Genomic DNA, 14,569 nt, shown 5'->3' with positions numbered 1-14,569 from the left:
GAGGCTTTTTACATACTATTTTCTATTTAATTTTCGGTATAATTTATCTTTAAGTGTAAATAACATTTCATAAATTACTGGAACAACGATAAGTGTTAATATCGTTGAAGAAATAAGTCCACCAATAACTGTTGCAGCCATACCTTTAGAAATGAGTATAGAACTGTCTTCTCCAAAGAGTAATGGTACCAACGCGCCTATCGTTGCAATAGCTGTCATTAAAATAGGTCGTATTCTTGTGCCACCTGCTTCTATCAATGCAGATTTCATATCCATTCCAGATTTTTCGTTATTAATTACTCTATCTATCAATACAATAGCGTTGGTCACTACAATACCAATTAACATCAACATACCAATTAGACTTGGTACTGAAATTGTTTCACCAGTAATTACAAGTGACAGTACAACACCAACAATTGTAAACGGTAACGAGAATAGAATGGTAAATGGTGCTAAACCACCTTTAAACGTAATCACTAAGATAAGATATACAATAATAATTGCAGCTAACATGGCTATCGCAAGTTGAGTCATAGCAGAATTAATATCATCTGTTGCTCCACCTACGTTTACTTTTACGCCGTGAGGTTTATCCATCTTATTCACTTTTGACATGACTTTTTGAGAAGTGCCACCGACATCGCTATTTGTAATCTTACCAGAAACAGTTGTTGAATAGTCACCATCTTCTTGTGTTAGTTTACTTGGTGTTGATGATTTTTCCAGTTTGGCAATCTCACTTAATTTAATTGTTCCACCCGTCGGTTTCTTCAATTTGATATTTTCTAATTTATTTTGAGACCAATCTGTCTGTTTGTTTTGTTTTACTTTCACATCAATTTTCTTACCATTTTCTTTTACTGTCGTAACTGTTTTTTCAGGTAAGTTTTCATTTAAATTCATAGCTAATTGACTAGCTGATATACCATTATCAGCTGCTTTATTTTGGTCAACTTTAACTTCATATTGTTGATATGTTTCTGACAAGTCGGATTTGACATTATTGATACCTTTAACATCTTTCATAGTACTTTCTATTTTATGAACTGTGCCTTTAATCGCATCTGTTGAAGGTCCTTGAACTGTCACTTCAATTGAATCATTACCTGCACCAGTTCCTAAATCTTGGTTTTTCCATTGTCCTGGATGTTTAAAGGAATCGACATGCTTAAGGACCTTATCTGGTTCTTCCTCAAAGTTAGGTGTGTCTTTATCGTAGTCTACCATCAAGGCCATACTATTTGTACTTCCTGTAGGATCAGAAGGTGTGGGTCCACCTACTGAGTATTGTACTGTTTTTACTTTATTTTTTGTTTTAAGATATTTTTGTACTTCTTCACCATGTTCAAGCACCGATTTTTCAGTTTCTCCAGGCTTTGGTGTATAAGTTAACGCCATGAATTTATTATCACCTGATGAAATGTAGCTTGTACCTAGTTTAGCTGCACCTAGACCAATACTGCCTACTAGTAGCACAATACTAATGATAATAACTATCCATTTATGATTGAGAGACCAATTGAGTAACTTTTTATAACCACTGCTGATTACACCTTGCGCTTGTTTCTCAGGTTTAGTTTGAATTCCTTTTCTAAACAATGTTGAACCTAATGCCGGAACAACAGTAATAGATACTAATAATGACGCTAATAAACTGAATGTGATCGCTAATGCAAATGGTCTGAACATCTCACCAACTGATCCTGATACGAATGCTAGTGGTAAGAATACGATGATAGTCACAAGAGTTGAAGATAGAATAGGTTTAAACACTTCCGTTGTAGCACTGACAATAAGTGAGTCACCTTTCAGTTGTTCATTTCTATCTGATAAGCGTCTATATATATTTTCTACAACAACAATGGAATCATCAATGACACGTCCAATTGCTACTGTTAGGGCACCTAATGTCAATATATTTAATGATACATTAGATAATTTAAGTGCAACTAATGCTATTAAGATTGACATTGGTATTGAAACAATTGAAATAGCCGTTGTTCTTATATTTCTTAAGAATAGAAGTATAACTACTATAGCTACAATGGTACCTAAGGCTGCTTTTTCAATCATCGTATATAATGAATCTTCAATAGGCTTTGCAGTATCCATTGTTTTAATGGCTTTCATTTCACTATTATTTTTTTCAAATTCATCTACTTTTTTCTGTACATCTTTGGCAACTTGAACAGTATTAGCATCTTGTGCTTTAGTAATTTGTAAGTTAACTGCGTCCTTGCCGTTTGTTTTAGAAATTGATGTACGTTCATCACCAACTGATATATCCGCTACATCTTTTAATTTAAATGATGGCATTGAGCTAGACGAACCTTGCTTTGAACTACTTGCCGATGATGGCTCTGATGGCATTAAACTTTCACTATCCTGATTATCATCACTTCCACTGTCACTACTTTGTCCTTGACCAGCAATTGTCGCTGGTATCTTTAAATTCTTAAATGCATTAACAGAAGTAAATTGTCCATCTACAACAATCGATTTGTCTGTATCTCCAAATTGGAATAAACCTAAAGGTGTTTCCCTAGTGGCAGTCTTCAGATAGTTTTCAACATCGTCTGCCGTAACACCTTTACTATCTAACTCTTTTTGTTTAAATTTCAATGTCACTTCACGATTGGTTTGACCATTTAATTGTGCATTTTGAACACCATCAATCGTTTGTAATTTAGGAATAAGTTGTTGATTTAACTTTTTCGTCACCGATTTTAGATCATTATCTTTATCAGTTAAAGAATATGCGATAATAGGAAAGGCATCCATCGAATTACGTGTTAATTCAGGGTCACTGACACCATCTTTAAATTTGATTTTGTCTATTTCCTTCTTTAATTGTTCCTCTGCTTTATCCATATCTGTGTCATTGTTATATTCAACAGTCACTATAGAAGCATTTTGAATAGATTCTGTTTTGACACTTTTAACATAAGCCATCGATCTCACTTGGCTATCAATTTTACTACTAATTTCATCTTGTGTCGTTTGCGGTGTTGCACCTGGCATTGTTGTTTGGACAGAAATCATAGGATTTTCAACATCTGGTAATAATTCAAGTTTTAATTTCGCGCTAGCATATACGCCTCCCAAAATTACAAGTAATACCATAAGGAAGATGGCGAATTTATTACCAAGAGAAAATTGCAATAGTTTTTTTATCATTTATCAAGTGTCCCCTTTTATTAATTTCTAGTATTAGTTCGATACTCATAAATTGCAATGTTCATTCAAAAAAATCTGAACGTTCTTTTATAAATAGAATCGTTCAGATAAAATGGTTAAATTTATTTACGTTTTAATTTTCGTGAAAGTTTAATTTTAGCTTTAGTTAATTTAGGTTTCACTTGTTCGATAAGTTGATACAATGGTTGATTTAAAACATAGTCAAATTCACCAATTTTTTCACTTAAATAAGTGCCCCATACTTTTTTGAACGTCCATAATCCATAGTGATCAGACTCTTTGTCTGGATTATTATCAGTTCCGCCAAAGTCATAAGTTGTTGCACCATGATCACGTGCATATTTCATCATTGTATATTGCATATGATGGTTTGGTAGGAAATCACGGAAATCGTTAGATGATGCGCCATATAAGTAATATGATTTATTTCCTGCAAACATTAATAATGCACCTGATAGATAAATACCGTCTGGATGCTCTTTTTCAAGTTCTAGTAAATCATTTTTTAAATCCTGAGACTTTTTAATTTTGCTATTTGCATCATTAATTTTATTTAATGTTTTTTTGTCTTGCTTTTTATTTTGAAGCTTTTCAATTTCATTTTCTAAGTCTTTAATTTCTGAATTTACCGTTTCAAGTACTGGTTTAGGTTCTAGTTTAACTAAGAATAATTCTGCATCACCATCATCGTGTAATGCATCATAAATATTTTCAAAATAGCTAATGTCACGTGTTAAGAAACCGTCACGTTCACCAGTAATTTGCATTAAATGTGCAAAAGTTTTCAAGCCGTCTCTGCCAGCTCTTTCAACTTTTGTCCCACGTTTAAGGGCAAGCCTTACTTTAGATCGATTTCGTCTTTCAAAACTTTGAATAATCTCTTCGTCTGATTTATCTATTGGTGTAATCATAGTCATTCTAGGTTGAATATAATCTTTAGATAAGCCTTCTTTAAATCCTTTGTGTCTAAAGCCAAGGTTACGTAAATTTTTCAACGCTTCAGTACCATTTTCTACTTCAACATCTGGATCTATTTTAATAGCATAGGCTTTTTCGTCTTTAGCTACTTTTTTCGCTTCTTCTAATAATTTTGATAACGCATCTTTGTTATCATAATCTGTTACAAATCCTCTTGAAACATAACATAATGTAAATGGTAGTTTAGGAATCTTTTTAAATAATAATTGTCCAACACCTTTGATTTCACCATTTTCACCAACCGCAATTCTTCTTGAATACCATCCAGTCAATTTCTTAGTTTCTGCCCATTTCGTGAGTTGCAGTAAATCGCCATTTGGATGAGATTTTACAAATGCGTCATGTTCTTGATTAGTGATATTCATCTTTTCCATGGTTTATAATATCTCCTTTATATTAACAATACCTATAATTATACATCGTCTGGATATAAGTGTCGACAAAACACATTAACGATTAAACTTCAATATTTAATTCTATTTCCATCAATATTTGATGCGTATATCTATCAAGTTGAATTTGTCTTTAAAATTATATTAATATTGATATAATATATTACCTAATTTTAAAGGAAAGAAGTGTGTTTTATGCGTCCAACACTTATCGTTTTGTTAATTGTTTTAAATCTGATTGCTATTTTCACTTCTGTACAAAGTGGATTTTCCAGCGACTACTATAGTCTGAAAGTCATTATAGCAGCATTCACTTTAGTATTATCTATACTATTTTTATTAATTAGAACTACATCATTAAGTAATTACTTGAGTATTTTATCAGTTATCATTGCTTGCATTCATATCTCTATTATTATTCAAAGTGCTTATAATTATCTTTATTAATGAATCGGCTCGAATCGATATTTAGCACCTCTAATATATAGTGAATATGGTGCTGTCGCTTCAGTATCTTTAAGAACTACTGTATGATAACCCGATTGTTTACCATCTTCAATACGGAAATAAATCTGATCTTCTTTCAAAATTAAATCCGTATATTTTTCAGTCTCTTCAACTATTTCCATATCAAACCAATTTTGCCAGTTATTCACTGTCTGAGCTCTCTTACTACTTGAAACCATAATCATATCAATAGAAAATTGAGTTTGATACAACGACTTAAGTTGTTCATGTCGATTTGCGTCCCCTTGATCCCATTGAATAAAAAATGGGGGGTTGACCATATAACTAGGATCAGCAATATAGAGAAGACGCCAAGTTATTTTTTCACCCTTTTTAGTTTCTCTTTCCATATTTACAGGGCCAATGACATCTATGTTTCTTTCTTCTAAAGTCTGTTTAATCGCATCAATATTACTAGTTCTTAAACATATTGTTTTAAACCCCTGTTTAAAATTATCTTGAGCGATTTTTGTTGCAAATGATACTCTTCCTTCTTCAGTTTTCGCTAATTTTTGCAATTTCTCTTGATCTTCTACATCTAAAAATTCTATGTAATTTTCATTTATATAGGACAACTTATTAAATGTTCCAAATTTATGGTGTTTACCTCCGGAATTGAGTTTAACTACCTCACCTGGAAACTTAAATTGCTCTAATTGATCAATGTAATGAATGATATGATCAAATTTCAAATCCATGTTATGAGCTCCTTTTTGCATTTCTTAATTCTTATTTTAACAAATGTAGCAATAATTTACTTCTAAAACCTAGCAAAAAAGTATTGCAAAATATAGCTATTAGTCCTATAATAATGCTTGCGTTTTAAAAAGGTTAGCTAAGCTAACTAATTAACAAATGTTTTGGGGTGTACTCATGATTAGTAATGATTTTTTTAATAGTTTTATAAGTATTTACCGACCTTATATTAAATTAACGCAACCAATATTAGACCGATATGACATTCATACTGGTCAATGGCTTGTTTTAAAAGACATAGCTCAATTCCAACCGACAACGTTAGTTAATATTTCGTATCGCCGTTCTATAGAGAAACCAACAACACGAAAGTTCATCAAAGTATTATTAGAAAAAGAATTGATCACATTTACAACGGGTAATGACAAGCGTCAAAAATGGTTGAGCTTAACAAAAGAAGGCATGCAATTATATAACGCGATAAATAATGAGGTTAATGAGATACAAAGTGAAATTATTAAGAAATCAGGTATTAATGAGCAACAATTATCAAAAATTATCGAGTCAATGTCTATCATTTATGAAACAATACTAAAGGAGAGTCAAGAATGAATGAATCGTCAGCAACTAAAGCACCTATTTTTACCAAACGCTTCAATCTAAATTTCATCATAAACTTTTTCGTATACTTATGTATGTATTTGTTGATTGTTGTAATTGCTGGATATAGTAAATCTGAATATCATGCCTCAGATAGTTTAGCCGGCCTTGTCGTTGGTTTATTTATTGTGGGATCATTAATCGGTCGTTTTGGAACAGGTAAATATGTAAATTTATTTGGTCCTAAAAAGATATTAATATTTGGTTTAAGTTGTTTAATAGTAACTCAAGCACTTTATTTTATTCCGAGTAATATTTATTTCTTAATGTTTGTACGTTTGATTAATGGTATTGCTACAGCAATTGCTACTACAGCCACTGGTACTATAGCAGCTTACGTAACGCCACAAACTCGTAAAAGTGAAGGTATCAGTTTGTTTTCATTAAGTTTAGTTTTAGGAACTGCCGTAGGACCTTTCTTTGGTATTCTACTACTTAATGCCTTTTCAATAACTGTTCTATTCACTTTATGTATTATATTAGGTATCATTGGTTTACTTTTATCGTTATTCATTAAAATTGACTTTGAAACTGTTAAACCTAGTCATAATGATTCAGGACATAAAGGTTTCAGTATCCACAACTTCATCGCTAAAGAGGCAGTTCCAGTAGCCATCGTGATGATGTTAATTGGTGTGACTTATGCAGCTATTTTAACTTATTTACAAGTGTTTGCAGAACAACGTGACTTAGTTAATGCCGCAAGTTACTTCTTTATTTTCTATGCTATTGCTTCATTAGTCACTCGACCTATAGCAGGCCGTCTCATGGATAATAAAAATGAAAATGTTGTGGTTTATCCAGCATTCATTGCACAGATATTATGTTTTATTTGTTTAGTTTTCAGTTATAATAGTGGCTTATTATTACTTGCTGGTATTTTACTAGGTATCGGTTATGGAAATCTTTCTTCATCTATGCAAGCTATTTCCATTAAAGTATCACCATCATCCAAATATGGTTTAGCCACTTCAACTTATTTTATTGGTCTAGATATCGGCGTAGGCTTTGGACCTTCATTCTTAGGATTATTTACGCATATGGTTTCATATGGTCAAATTTATGGAGCAATGGCGATATTAGGACTATTGACAACAGCCGTTTACTTCTTGGTACATGGCAAAAAAGTTAGACATTCCTATTCTTATGAATAATGACAAAATCTAACAAATTTTACTAAATTAAAAAAGCTAGAGAAACCTCTTTAATAAGGCTTCTCTAGCTTTTCTTTTTTAATATATTGTTAGTTTGCGATACTAATCGCTTCTATTTCATTAATCATTTTATCTATTAATTTTTTTGTGACGCATTGAAGAAATAATACACTTGTCGTTCGTCTGTTTCAGAACGCAATTTTGAAATAAGTTCTTTTTTATAGATTTTACGGATAATGACATCAATTTTACTTGTATCCCAAAGCATTTCAAAATGTAATGTATCTCTTAATTCTTTACCACTTATTTTCTCACCTTCAAAGACTTTGTATAATACAACAAATTCTTCAATTGAAATACGATAGGTTGATTTTAACCAATGCTTAAGTTGACTTAGCTCTCTTTCAGATGCAATAAAACCTTGTACTTTATTTGTCATAATAAAATGCCTCCTATGTTGATTCTTAGATGTGATGTTTGTATTGTACAATTAAATTGCTTAACTTTATTATATAACAAAGTTAGAATTTTATCTATTACAAATATTAAATTTAAGTCTAAAATTGGTTTAGAAATACATCATTTTAAAGTACGCTTTTAATATTGAAAAGTAATTAAATGTAAAAGAACAGATATCGCAATACATTTTTAATCCATTAAATGAATATTTGTTTCTAAAATATGAGTCTTCTTTTGTTCATAATTAGTTTGACAGTTTAATGTTATCCGCCTATATAATTCATATTAATTTTGTTACGCTTTCTATTTCGTACAGTTTGTTCAGTTCGTTCATCAGAGTAACGATCGTCTCTAATATGCCATAATGCTTTAAATTGCTCTAGTAACATTTCGTCTGATGCACCTGATCGCATTAACGCTTTGACATCAAAACCCTCTACTTCTGCAAATAAGCAACCATAAAATTTTCCATCTGAAGATAAACGTGCTCTCGTGCAAGTTGAACAAAATGACTGTGAAACACTTGTAATTAATCCGAATTTCACTTGATTATCTTTATGTCTATAGTACTTTGCAACCTCACCAAAATATTTAGGTTCTACTGGTTCTATATCAAAATGTTCTTCTACCATACTTAACATTTCATCTTTCGTAACGACTTTACTAAAATCCCAACCATTATCGTTCCCTACATCCATAAATTCTATAAACCTTATCTCAATGCCTTTATATTTAAAGTATTCTATCATTGGAATGATTTGGTCGTCATTGACGCCTTTTTGAATGACTACATTCACCTTAATTTTAAAGCCTATAGATATTGCATAATCAATCTGTTCTAGAATTGTAGATGCTTTAATATTTCGATTGTTAATCGCTTGAAAGACTTCATCATCTATCGCATCTAAACTAATATTAATTCGTCTTAAACCTGCATTGTATAGATTTTGACCATGTTTTTTTAATAGTAAACCATTCGTAGTTAACCCTATATCTTCTATACCATCAATTTGATTCAGTTGCTCTATGAGTTGATAAAGATTTCTGCGTAAGAGTGGCTCACCACCAGTAATCCTAATTTTTTTGACACCTAATTGAGCATATAGTTTAGATATTCTAACCATTTCCTCAAATGTTAATAACTCTTCTTTAGGTAAAAAGACAAAGTCATCACCAAAGATTTCTTTTGGCATGCAATAATCACATCTAAAATTACATCTATCAGTGACAGATAATCTTAAATCTCTTATCGGTCGACCTAATTTATCTTTAATTTGCTCTACCATCATGGACCCTCCTTATTAACTTAACTGTTGTTTTAAAGTGTCCAAGTCTTGTTGAGAATTGATATTGTAATACCAATATGACGGTGCTTTGATATCTTCTACTTTAATCCAATCTATATTCATTTGATTATATAATTGTTTAAAACTATAATCATCGGACTCTAAAATAGTTTCTATCATGGCTTTCGTCTTAGGACTATAAAAACCAATTGTTGGAATATAATGTCCTGCTGCTTTTACCGTTGCGATATCTATTTGATCATCTATTAAGTGTGACACCATAAACTGATAGAGTTGATTAATAGCTCTTTCATTAATCATAGGTGTGTCTACTGACACTACGAAAAATAATTCTTCATCTGGATACTCTTGCATAGCTGTTAATATACCTGCTAATGGGCCTTTCCCTTTATGTTTATCGGTATCAACAACCACGTTTGGATGTGCAAATTGATTTTTCAGTTGATTGTTTGTACTAATAACAATATCATTAAACATATTTGTTGATTCCAATACTTTGATAATTCGCTGATAAAACATTTGCCCTTCAACTTCGGCAAATGCTTTAGGACGTCCAAAGCGTCTGGACTCTCCTCCAGCAAGTATAATTGCTTTCATTTATCTTATCCTCCGCTGACTGGTGGGATGAGTGCTACTGTATCACCAGTTCCTATCATATCTGTATCTTTAACAAATTCTTCATTTACTGCAATTTGAAATTGCTTATGTGTTAATTCAGGATGTCGTTGCAATAGTAAGTCTTTAAAATCTGCAACCCTAACCCTTTCTGACAAATCGATTGATTCCGATTGTTGATTGATTATATCTTTAAGTTCTGCAAAGTAGAGTACTTTCATTTTACTTCCCCCTAAGGCTTTCATCGTAGCTACCTTTTTGATGCCCTTGCCACTCTGATCCATCTTCCCAAATTTCTTTTTTCCAAATTGGAACAATTTCTTTAATTCGCTCTATTGCATATTCATTTGCCTGATATGCATATTTACGATGTGGTGAAGATACGACAATTAAGACAGCTATGTCTGATATTTGTAATGGGCCTATTCTGTGAACAATGGTTGTGATGGTGCCAGGCCACTTTTCTTCTATCTCTTGACCAATTTGAGCCATTTTCTTCTCTGCCATTGGAATATATGCTTCATATTCTAAATACTCTGTTTTAACACCTTTCGTCCATTCACGTACATGTCCAGTAAACATGACCATTGCACCTTGATGTTCATTTAACGTGAATTCACGATAAGGTTCGGTTTGAATCGGCTTTGTTACGATTTCAAATTGCTTCATTTTGCTCAATCCTTATGTGTTACTTTATTTATTAACCATTCATCAAATTTTTGATAAGCATTTGGTTCATTTAATTTTATCCTATAACATATATTGTTTAAATGATTTAACTCACGTAATTGTTTTTCATTCTCATAAACAATAATCTTGTCATAATTTTCATGTTTAAAGCCTTCAACTAAAACAACATCACAATCAATTGTAACAGATTCCTTAATAATATTAGAAAGGCTTTGTTCAGTCGATCTAGTGACTGTCTGACGATAGGCATGACCTTGTACAATACTCTGATCGGCACCAGATTGAAAGTGTTTCATATGGTCTACGTGCTGATGTTGTAATTGAATATCTTCACCTTGATGACCATGATGTTTGATGCTTGCAACTTTAAAATTTCGCTCTTTTAAAAATGATATTGCATGTGTCATCAATGTCGTTTTTCCAACATTTTTATATCCAATCATTTGTAATATCATATATTTAATTCCTCTTCGTAAGCCGCTGACTCTGTGAGTATAACATCAACAGTATGTCCCTGTTTAAATCCACGTGTCCCTCCTGACAACATAATCATGGCATTTGCATGTGCAATGGCTACTACTGCACCCGATTTATTAAAACCAGAAGGTACAACAGTTGCACCAGCAGAAGTTAATGTTGCAGTAGCTCGTATAAATCTTGTAAACGGATTTGCTTTAGTAAAATCTTCCATCAGTGTTGCTTTCACAATTTGAGGATACATCGCTTTGGCATTCATCATATGATTCATCGCTGGTTTCACAAATAATTCAAATCCTGTAAAACATGCAGACGGATTACCTGATAAACCAAACAAATATTTTTGATCAGCTACGGCAACGGTTGTTACACTACCTGGACGCATAGCGACTTTATTAAATAATACATTGGCATCTAAAGCTCGATAAATTTCAGGTAAATAATCAAAATCTCCAACAGATACGCCACCTGTCGTAATGACCATGTCATGTTTCTCCATTGCATGTTTAACAACTTCAATACTACTTTTTAAATCATCTTGTTGTATTTGATAAGACCCTACGTTGATACCAAGTTGTTCAGCTAGTGCTTTAATCATAGGTCCATTTGAATTTCTAATTTTACCTGGTTGAAGTTTATCACCAACTTCTAACAATTCACTACCAGTAGCGATAACTGCGATACTAGGTTTTTCATAAACTTCAACTTCAGTATAACCATAAGTTGCCAAGACTGCGATAGCACCTGGGTTAATACGTTGCCCAGCTGTTAATACAATGTCACCTGTTTGTGTTTCCTCACCTTTTAAGGATACATTCTCATGATGTTCAAAAGATTTTCTAATCGAAAATGTATCTTCTTCCTCAACTGTTTGCTCAAACATCACCACTGCATCTGCGCCTTTTGGTAATTGTGCACCTGTCATAATACGTACCGCTTCGTGTTGCCCAACTTCTTTTTGCGACACTGAACCAGCACCAATATGATCTATCACTTTAAATTTAATTCTATGCTCACCACTAGCACCTATAGAATCTTTACTTCTAATTGCAAACCCATCATAAGGTGACTTATCAAATCTTGGAATATCATAGGTAGCTATAATGTCATTCGCCAATACATGCCCAATACTTTCTTCTAATGCCACAGTGGTCTTATTTGAACGAATATTTTGATTTACAATTCGTTGAATAGCTTCTTTTACAGGAATTGGACTTCTTTTTTCAAATGTCATATGATCATCTCCATAAATAATTTTTCATGATATACTTGTGTCGATAAGAAGGAGGATTAACATGTCAGAATTTACACACATTAATCAACAAGGTAACGCTAAAATGGTCGATGTTTCTAATAAGGAAGTTACTAAACGAACAGCTATTGCACATTCAAGTATTATAGTGAATGAAACAATTTATCAACAAATTGTTCAAAATACGAACGCTAAAGGTAACGTATTAAATACTGCACAAATTGCTGGAATTATGGCTGCTAAAAATACTTCAACGATTATTCCAATGTGCCATCCGCTTCCATTAACGGGTATAGATGTTTCGTTTGAATGGAATACAACATCGTTAAATCATTTCGAACTGAACATTCAAGCTACAGTATCTACAACAGGTAAAACTGGTGTAGAAATGGAAGCCTTAACTGCTGCTTCTGTAACAGCTTTAACCATCTATGATATGACCAAAGCAGTTGATAAGGGAATGACAATAGGCCAAACTTATCTAACATCTAAATCCGGTGGAAAATCAGGCGATTATCATCGATCAAATTAGTTTAAATTCAATAGTTAAGAGAGGCAATGGGACATAAATAATATAGAGTCAACTACTGACAATATAAGATTTAAATTTAAAAATTTACGTCCCAGCCTACTTATTTTCATTTCGTTACTTCATGTATCAAATGATTAAGTTCAGGTTTAATAAGCTTGTTAATAGCTAATTTAATGGCACCTGTAGATCCAGGCAACGCAAATAACAATGTTTTATCATGTGTGCCTGCTACTGCTCTTGATAATAATGACCTCGTACCTACATCTTCTGTATAGCTTAAATACCTAAACAGTTCTCCAAATCCTTCAATTTCTTTGTCTAATAAAGGTCGCACAACTTCAATAGTTACATCTCTTTGCGCAATCCCTGTACCACCAGTTGTTATAATGACATCAATATGTTTTTGTTGTAACCATGTTTGTAATTGACTGTAGATAGCCTCTTGATCATCTTTTACAATATGATAATTTTCCTTTTTGATATTTACATTCTCGTCTTTTAATAGCGTTTGTATCAGTTGACCTCCCTTATCTGTTTCATAATTCCTAGTATCTGAAACTGTAAGTACTGCAACTTCTATATTTCTATCTAATTTTACATTTGTATGCATCATTTAAGTCCTCCTAACAATGATTAACCAAATAATTGATTAATTAATTTTGTAGCTTCATTAGGGTTATTCATACCGTGAATAAGTAATCTTCCACCATTAAATGCAACGATACGATAACCATTGAATGAAAAAACGATCATATATGGATTCTGTTTATATTGAATATGATGCGTCTTTAAAAATCTTTCTAACATTTCCTGGGAAATCATCGAATTATTGTATTGTACTGTATCTCTTCCACATAACGTTGTATATTGACGTTGTCTATTCTTCAGGAATGGATAATGAGGTGTTTTTCCACAAGTCGGACATGTATCATTTTGCATATTTTTAAAACCAATGGCATGATGGTAACCTTCCCAAATATCACCATATTTCAATTTGATATCTGTGGTCTGATTGGTTAGAACTTTTAAAGCATCAACAAGTTGACAACTAGTTGTCATTGTTACAGCAGGTTGTATAACTCCGACTGTATCACAAGTCAAATTGATTGAAGGCAAGTGTGGGACTAAGCAATTAAAACAAGGCGTCTTGCCAGGTATGAAGGTTGTTTGAGCATATGTACTTTGAACAACACCCCCATATATCCATGGTATACATTTTTGATATGCAATATCATTAATGAGTTGTCGTGTTTCAAAGTTATCAGTTGCATCAATGATTAAATCGATATGCGTTGTGTAGGTGTCTAAAAAGTATGCATCAACATGTGATACATAAGCATTAATAACAATATCATGACGAATCGCTTCTAAATGCTTCTTAGCTGCAATGACTTTTGGTAACATATCTTTTGCGTCGTGTTCAGTGAACAAGGTTTGTCTCTGTAAATTACTAAGCTCAATGTAATCACGATCAACGATTGTCAGGTGTTGAATACCTGCTCGGACCAAACCTTCTGCCACATGAGTTCCCAATGCACCCATACCTACAACCATGACATGTTTTTGACCAATAAGATGTTGTCCTTCTTCTTTAATATGTTTAAATAAGATTTGCCTTGAATATCTCTCTTGATTCATCTTTGAATCTC

Annotated in this window: 15 protein-coding genes and 1 pseudogene; 4 read left to right on the top strand and 12 right to left on the bottom strand. The window is 32.5% G+C overall.

Features of this window, described 5'->3' with window-relative positions; all coding sequences use genetic code 11:
• Nucleotides 1–15 precede the first annotated feature (15 nt).
• Nucleotides 16–3,180: an efflux RND transporter permease subunit gene (locus ssp1_RS03250; RefSeq protein ID WP_107536117.1), complete on the bottom strand. Its 3,165-nt coding sequence runs from the start codon at nucleotides 3,178–3,180 to the stop codon at nucleotides 16–18.
• A 122-nt stretch (nucleotides 3,181–3,302) separates the two neighbouring features.
• The gene (locus ssp1_RS03245) at nucleotides 3,303–4,553 is read right to left on the bottom strand and encodes a lipid II:glycine glycyltransferase FemX (RefSeq protein WP_075778439.1); all 1,251 of its coding nucleotides are present in this window, start codon (nucleotides 4,551–4,553) and stop codon (nucleotides 3,303–3,305) included.
• Nucleotides 4,554–4,766: 213 nt separating this feature from the next.
• Between ssp1_RS03245 and ssp1_RS03240 the strand changes: the two genes are divergently transcribed.
• Nucleotides 4,767–5,018: a hypothetical protein gene (locus ssp1_RS03240; protein ID WP_118828114.1), complete on the top strand. Its 252-nt coding sequence runs from the start codon at nucleotides 4,767–4,769 to the stop codon at nucleotides 5,016–5,018.
• Here ssp1_RS03240 and ssp1_RS03235 read toward each other — a convergent pair.
• Nucleotides 5,015–5,776 (bottom strand): VOC family protein, encoded by a 762-nt coding sequence (locus tag ssp1_RS03235; protein ID WP_107536070.1) that lies wholly within the window; start codon nucleotides 5,774–5,776, stop codon nucleotides 5,015–5,017. The genes ssp1_RS03240 and ssp1_RS03235 overlap by 4 nt on opposite strands.
• A gap of 175 nt (nucleotides 5,777–5,951) precedes the next feature.
• Here ssp1_RS03235 and ssp1_RS03230 point away from each other — a divergent pair, with 175 nt between their 5' ends.
• Nucleotides 5,952–6,386, top strand: coding sequence for a MarR family winged helix-turn-helix transcriptional regulator (locus ssp1_RS03230; protein WP_002450310.1), 435 nt, complete (start codon nucleotides 5,952–5,954; stop codon nucleotides 6,384–6,386).
• Nucleotides 6,383–7,588: an MFS transporter gene (locus ssp1_RS03225; RefSeq protein ID WP_049425433.1), complete on the top strand. Its 1,206-nt coding sequence runs from the start codon at nucleotides 6,383–6,385 to the stop codon at nucleotides 7,586–7,588. The genes ssp1_RS03230 and ssp1_RS03225 overlap by 4 nt, the downstream gene beginning before the upstream one ends.
• An 89-nt stretch (nucleotides 7,589–7,677) precedes the next feature.
• Here ssp1_RS03225 and ssp1_RS03220 read toward each other — a convergent pair.
• The 7 genes and pseudogenes from ssp1_RS03220 to ssp1_RS03190 form a co-directional block, all read right to left on the bottom strand.
• Nucleotides 7,678–8,027, bottom strand: a pseudogene (locus tag ssp1_RS03220) (SarA family transcriptional regulator).
• 283 nt (nucleotides 8,028–8,310) lie between these two features.
• A complete protein-coding gene (gene moaA, locus ssp1_RS03215; protein ID WP_037551734.1) occupies nucleotides 8,311–9,333 on the bottom strand; it encodes a GTP 3',8-cyclase MoaA in 1,023 nt (340 codons plus the stop codon).
• Nucleotides 9,334–9,348: 15 nt separating this feature from the next.
• On the bottom strand, nucleotides 9,349–9,951 hold the full coding sequence (gene mobA, locus ssp1_RS03210; protein WP_049425431.1) for a molybdenum cofactor guanylyltransferase MobA: 603 nt from the start codon (nucleotides 9,949–9,951) through the stop codon (nucleotides 9,349–9,351).
• 5 nt (nucleotides 9,952–9,956) lie between these two features.
• The gene (gene moaD / locus ssp1_RS03205) at nucleotides 9,957–10,190 is read right to left on the bottom strand and encodes a molybdopterin converting factor subunit 1 (protein WP_002450305.1); all 234 of its coding nucleotides are present in this window, start codon (nucleotides 10,188–10,190) and stop codon (nucleotides 9,957–9,959) included.
• 1 nt (nucleotide 10,191) lies between these two features.
• Nucleotides 10,192–10,638: a molybdenum cofactor biosynthesis protein MoaE gene (locus tag ssp1_RS03200; protein WP_049425430.1), complete on the bottom strand. Its 447-nt coding sequence runs from the start codon at nucleotides 10,636–10,638 to the stop codon at nucleotides 10,192–10,194.
• 5 nt (nucleotides 10,639–10,643) lie between these two features.
• Entirely contained in the window at nucleotides 10,644–11,114 is a 471-nt protein-coding gene (gene mobB / locus ssp1_RS03195) for a molybdopterin-guanine dinucleotide biosynthesis protein B (RefSeq protein ID WP_002450303.1), read from the bottom strand.
• The gene (locus tag ssp1_RS03190; RefSeq protein WP_075778761.1) at nucleotides 11,111–12,370 is read right to left on the bottom strand and encodes a molybdopterin molybdotransferase MoeA; all 1,260 of its coding nucleotides are present in this window, start codon (nucleotides 12,368–12,370) and stop codon (nucleotides 11,111–11,113) included. The genes mobB and ssp1_RS03190 overlap by 4 nt, the downstream gene beginning before the upstream one ends.
• Nucleotides 12,371–12,431: 61 nt before the next feature.
• Here ssp1_RS03190 and moaC point away from each other — a divergent pair, with 61 nt between their 5' ends.
• The gene (gene moaC, locus ssp1_RS03185; RefSeq protein WP_075778760.1) at nucleotides 12,432–12,920 is read left to right on the top strand and encodes a cyclic pyranopterin monophosphate synthase MoaC; all 489 of its coding nucleotides are present in this window, start codon (nucleotides 12,432–12,434) and stop codon (nucleotides 12,918–12,920) included.
• Between the two features lie 106 nt (nucleotides 12,921–13,026).
• On the opposite strand, the gene ssp1_RS03180 is transcribed toward moaC, so the two are convergent.
• Together ssp1_RS03180 and ssp1_RS03175 are read right to left on the bottom strand one after the other, a co-directional pair.
• A complete protein-coding gene (locus ssp1_RS03180) occupies nucleotides 13,027–13,530 on the bottom strand; it encodes a MogA/MoaB family molybdenum cofactor biosynthesis protein (protein ID WP_075778762.1) in 504 nt (167 codons plus the stop codon).
• A 23-nt stretch (nucleotides 13,531–13,553) separates the two neighbouring features.
• Nucleotides 13,554–14,558, bottom strand: a complete 1,005-nt coding sequence (locus ssp1_RS03175; RefSeq protein ID WP_107536072.1) for a ThiF family adenylyltransferase — start codon at nucleotides 14,556–14,558, stop codon at nucleotides 13,554–13,556.
• Nucleotides 14,559–14,569: the final 11 nt, after the last annotated feature.

It is taken from the genome of Staphylococcus sp. M0911 (assembly GCF_003491325.1).
GTDB lineage: Bacteria > Bacillota > Bacilli > Staphylococcales > Staphylococcaceae > Staphylococcus > Staphylococcus warneri_A.
This window is presented reverse-complemented; position numbering and strand designations above follow the sequence as displayed.

Excerpts from the sequence above, each read along its gene's own strand:
- ssp1_RS03250 (WP_107536117.1), bottom strand. The coding sequence starts at position 3,180 with ATGATAAAAAAACTATTGCAATTTTCTCTTGGTAATAAATTCGCCATC.
- ssp1_RS03245 (WP_075778439.1), bottom strand. The coding sequence starts at position 4,553 with ATGGAAAAGATGAATATCACTAATCAAGAACATGACGCATTTGTAAAA.
- ssp1_RS03240 (WP_118828114.1), top strand. The coding sequence starts at position 4,767 with ATGCGTCCAACACTTATCGTTTTGTTAATTGTTTTAAATCTGATTGCT.
- ssp1_RS03235 (WP_107536070.1), bottom strand. The coding sequence starts at position 5,776 with ATGGATTTGAAATTTGATCATATCATTCATTACATTGATCAATTAGAG.
- ssp1_RS03230 (WP_002450310.1), top strand. The coding sequence starts at position 5,952 with ATGATTAGTAATGATTTTTTTAATAGTTTTATAAGTATTTACCGACCT.
- ssp1_RS03225 (WP_049425433.1), top strand. The coding sequence starts at position 6,383 with ATGAATGAATCGTCAGCAACTAAAGCACCTATTTTTACCAAACGCTTC.
- moaA (WP_037551734.1), bottom strand. The coding sequence starts at position 9,333 with ATGGTAGAGCAAATTAAAGATAAATTAGGTCGACCGATAAGAGATTTA.
- mobA (WP_049425431.1), bottom strand. The coding sequence starts at position 9,951 with ATGAAAGCAATTATACTTGCTGGAGGAGAGTCCAGACGCTTTGGACGT.
- moaD (WP_002450305.1), bottom strand. The coding sequence starts at position 10,190 with ATGAAAGTACTCTACTTTGCAGAACTTAAAGATATAATCAATCAACAA.
- ssp1_RS03200 (WP_049425430.1), bottom strand. The coding sequence starts at position 10,638 with ATGAAGCAATTTGAAATCGTAACAAAGCCGATTCAAACCGAACCTTAT.
- mobB (WP_002450303.1), bottom strand. The coding sequence starts at position 11,114 with ATGATATTACAAATGATTGGATATAAAAATGTTGGAAAAACGACATTG.
- ssp1_RS03190 (WP_075778761.1), bottom strand. The coding sequence starts at position 12,370 with ATGACATTTGAAAAAAGAAGTCCAATTCCTGTAAAAGAAGCTATTCAA.
- moaC (WP_075778760.1), top strand. The coding sequence starts at position 12,432 with ATGTCAGAATTTACACACATTAATCAACAAGGTAACGCTAAAATGGTC.
- ssp1_RS03180 (WP_075778762.1), bottom strand. The coding sequence starts at position 13,530 with ATGCATACAAATGTAAAATTAGATAGAAATATAGAAGTTGCAGTACTT.
- ssp1_RS03175 (WP_107536072.1), bottom strand. The coding sequence starts at position 14,558 with ATGAATCAAGAGAGATATTCAAGGCAAATCTTATTTAAACATATTAAA.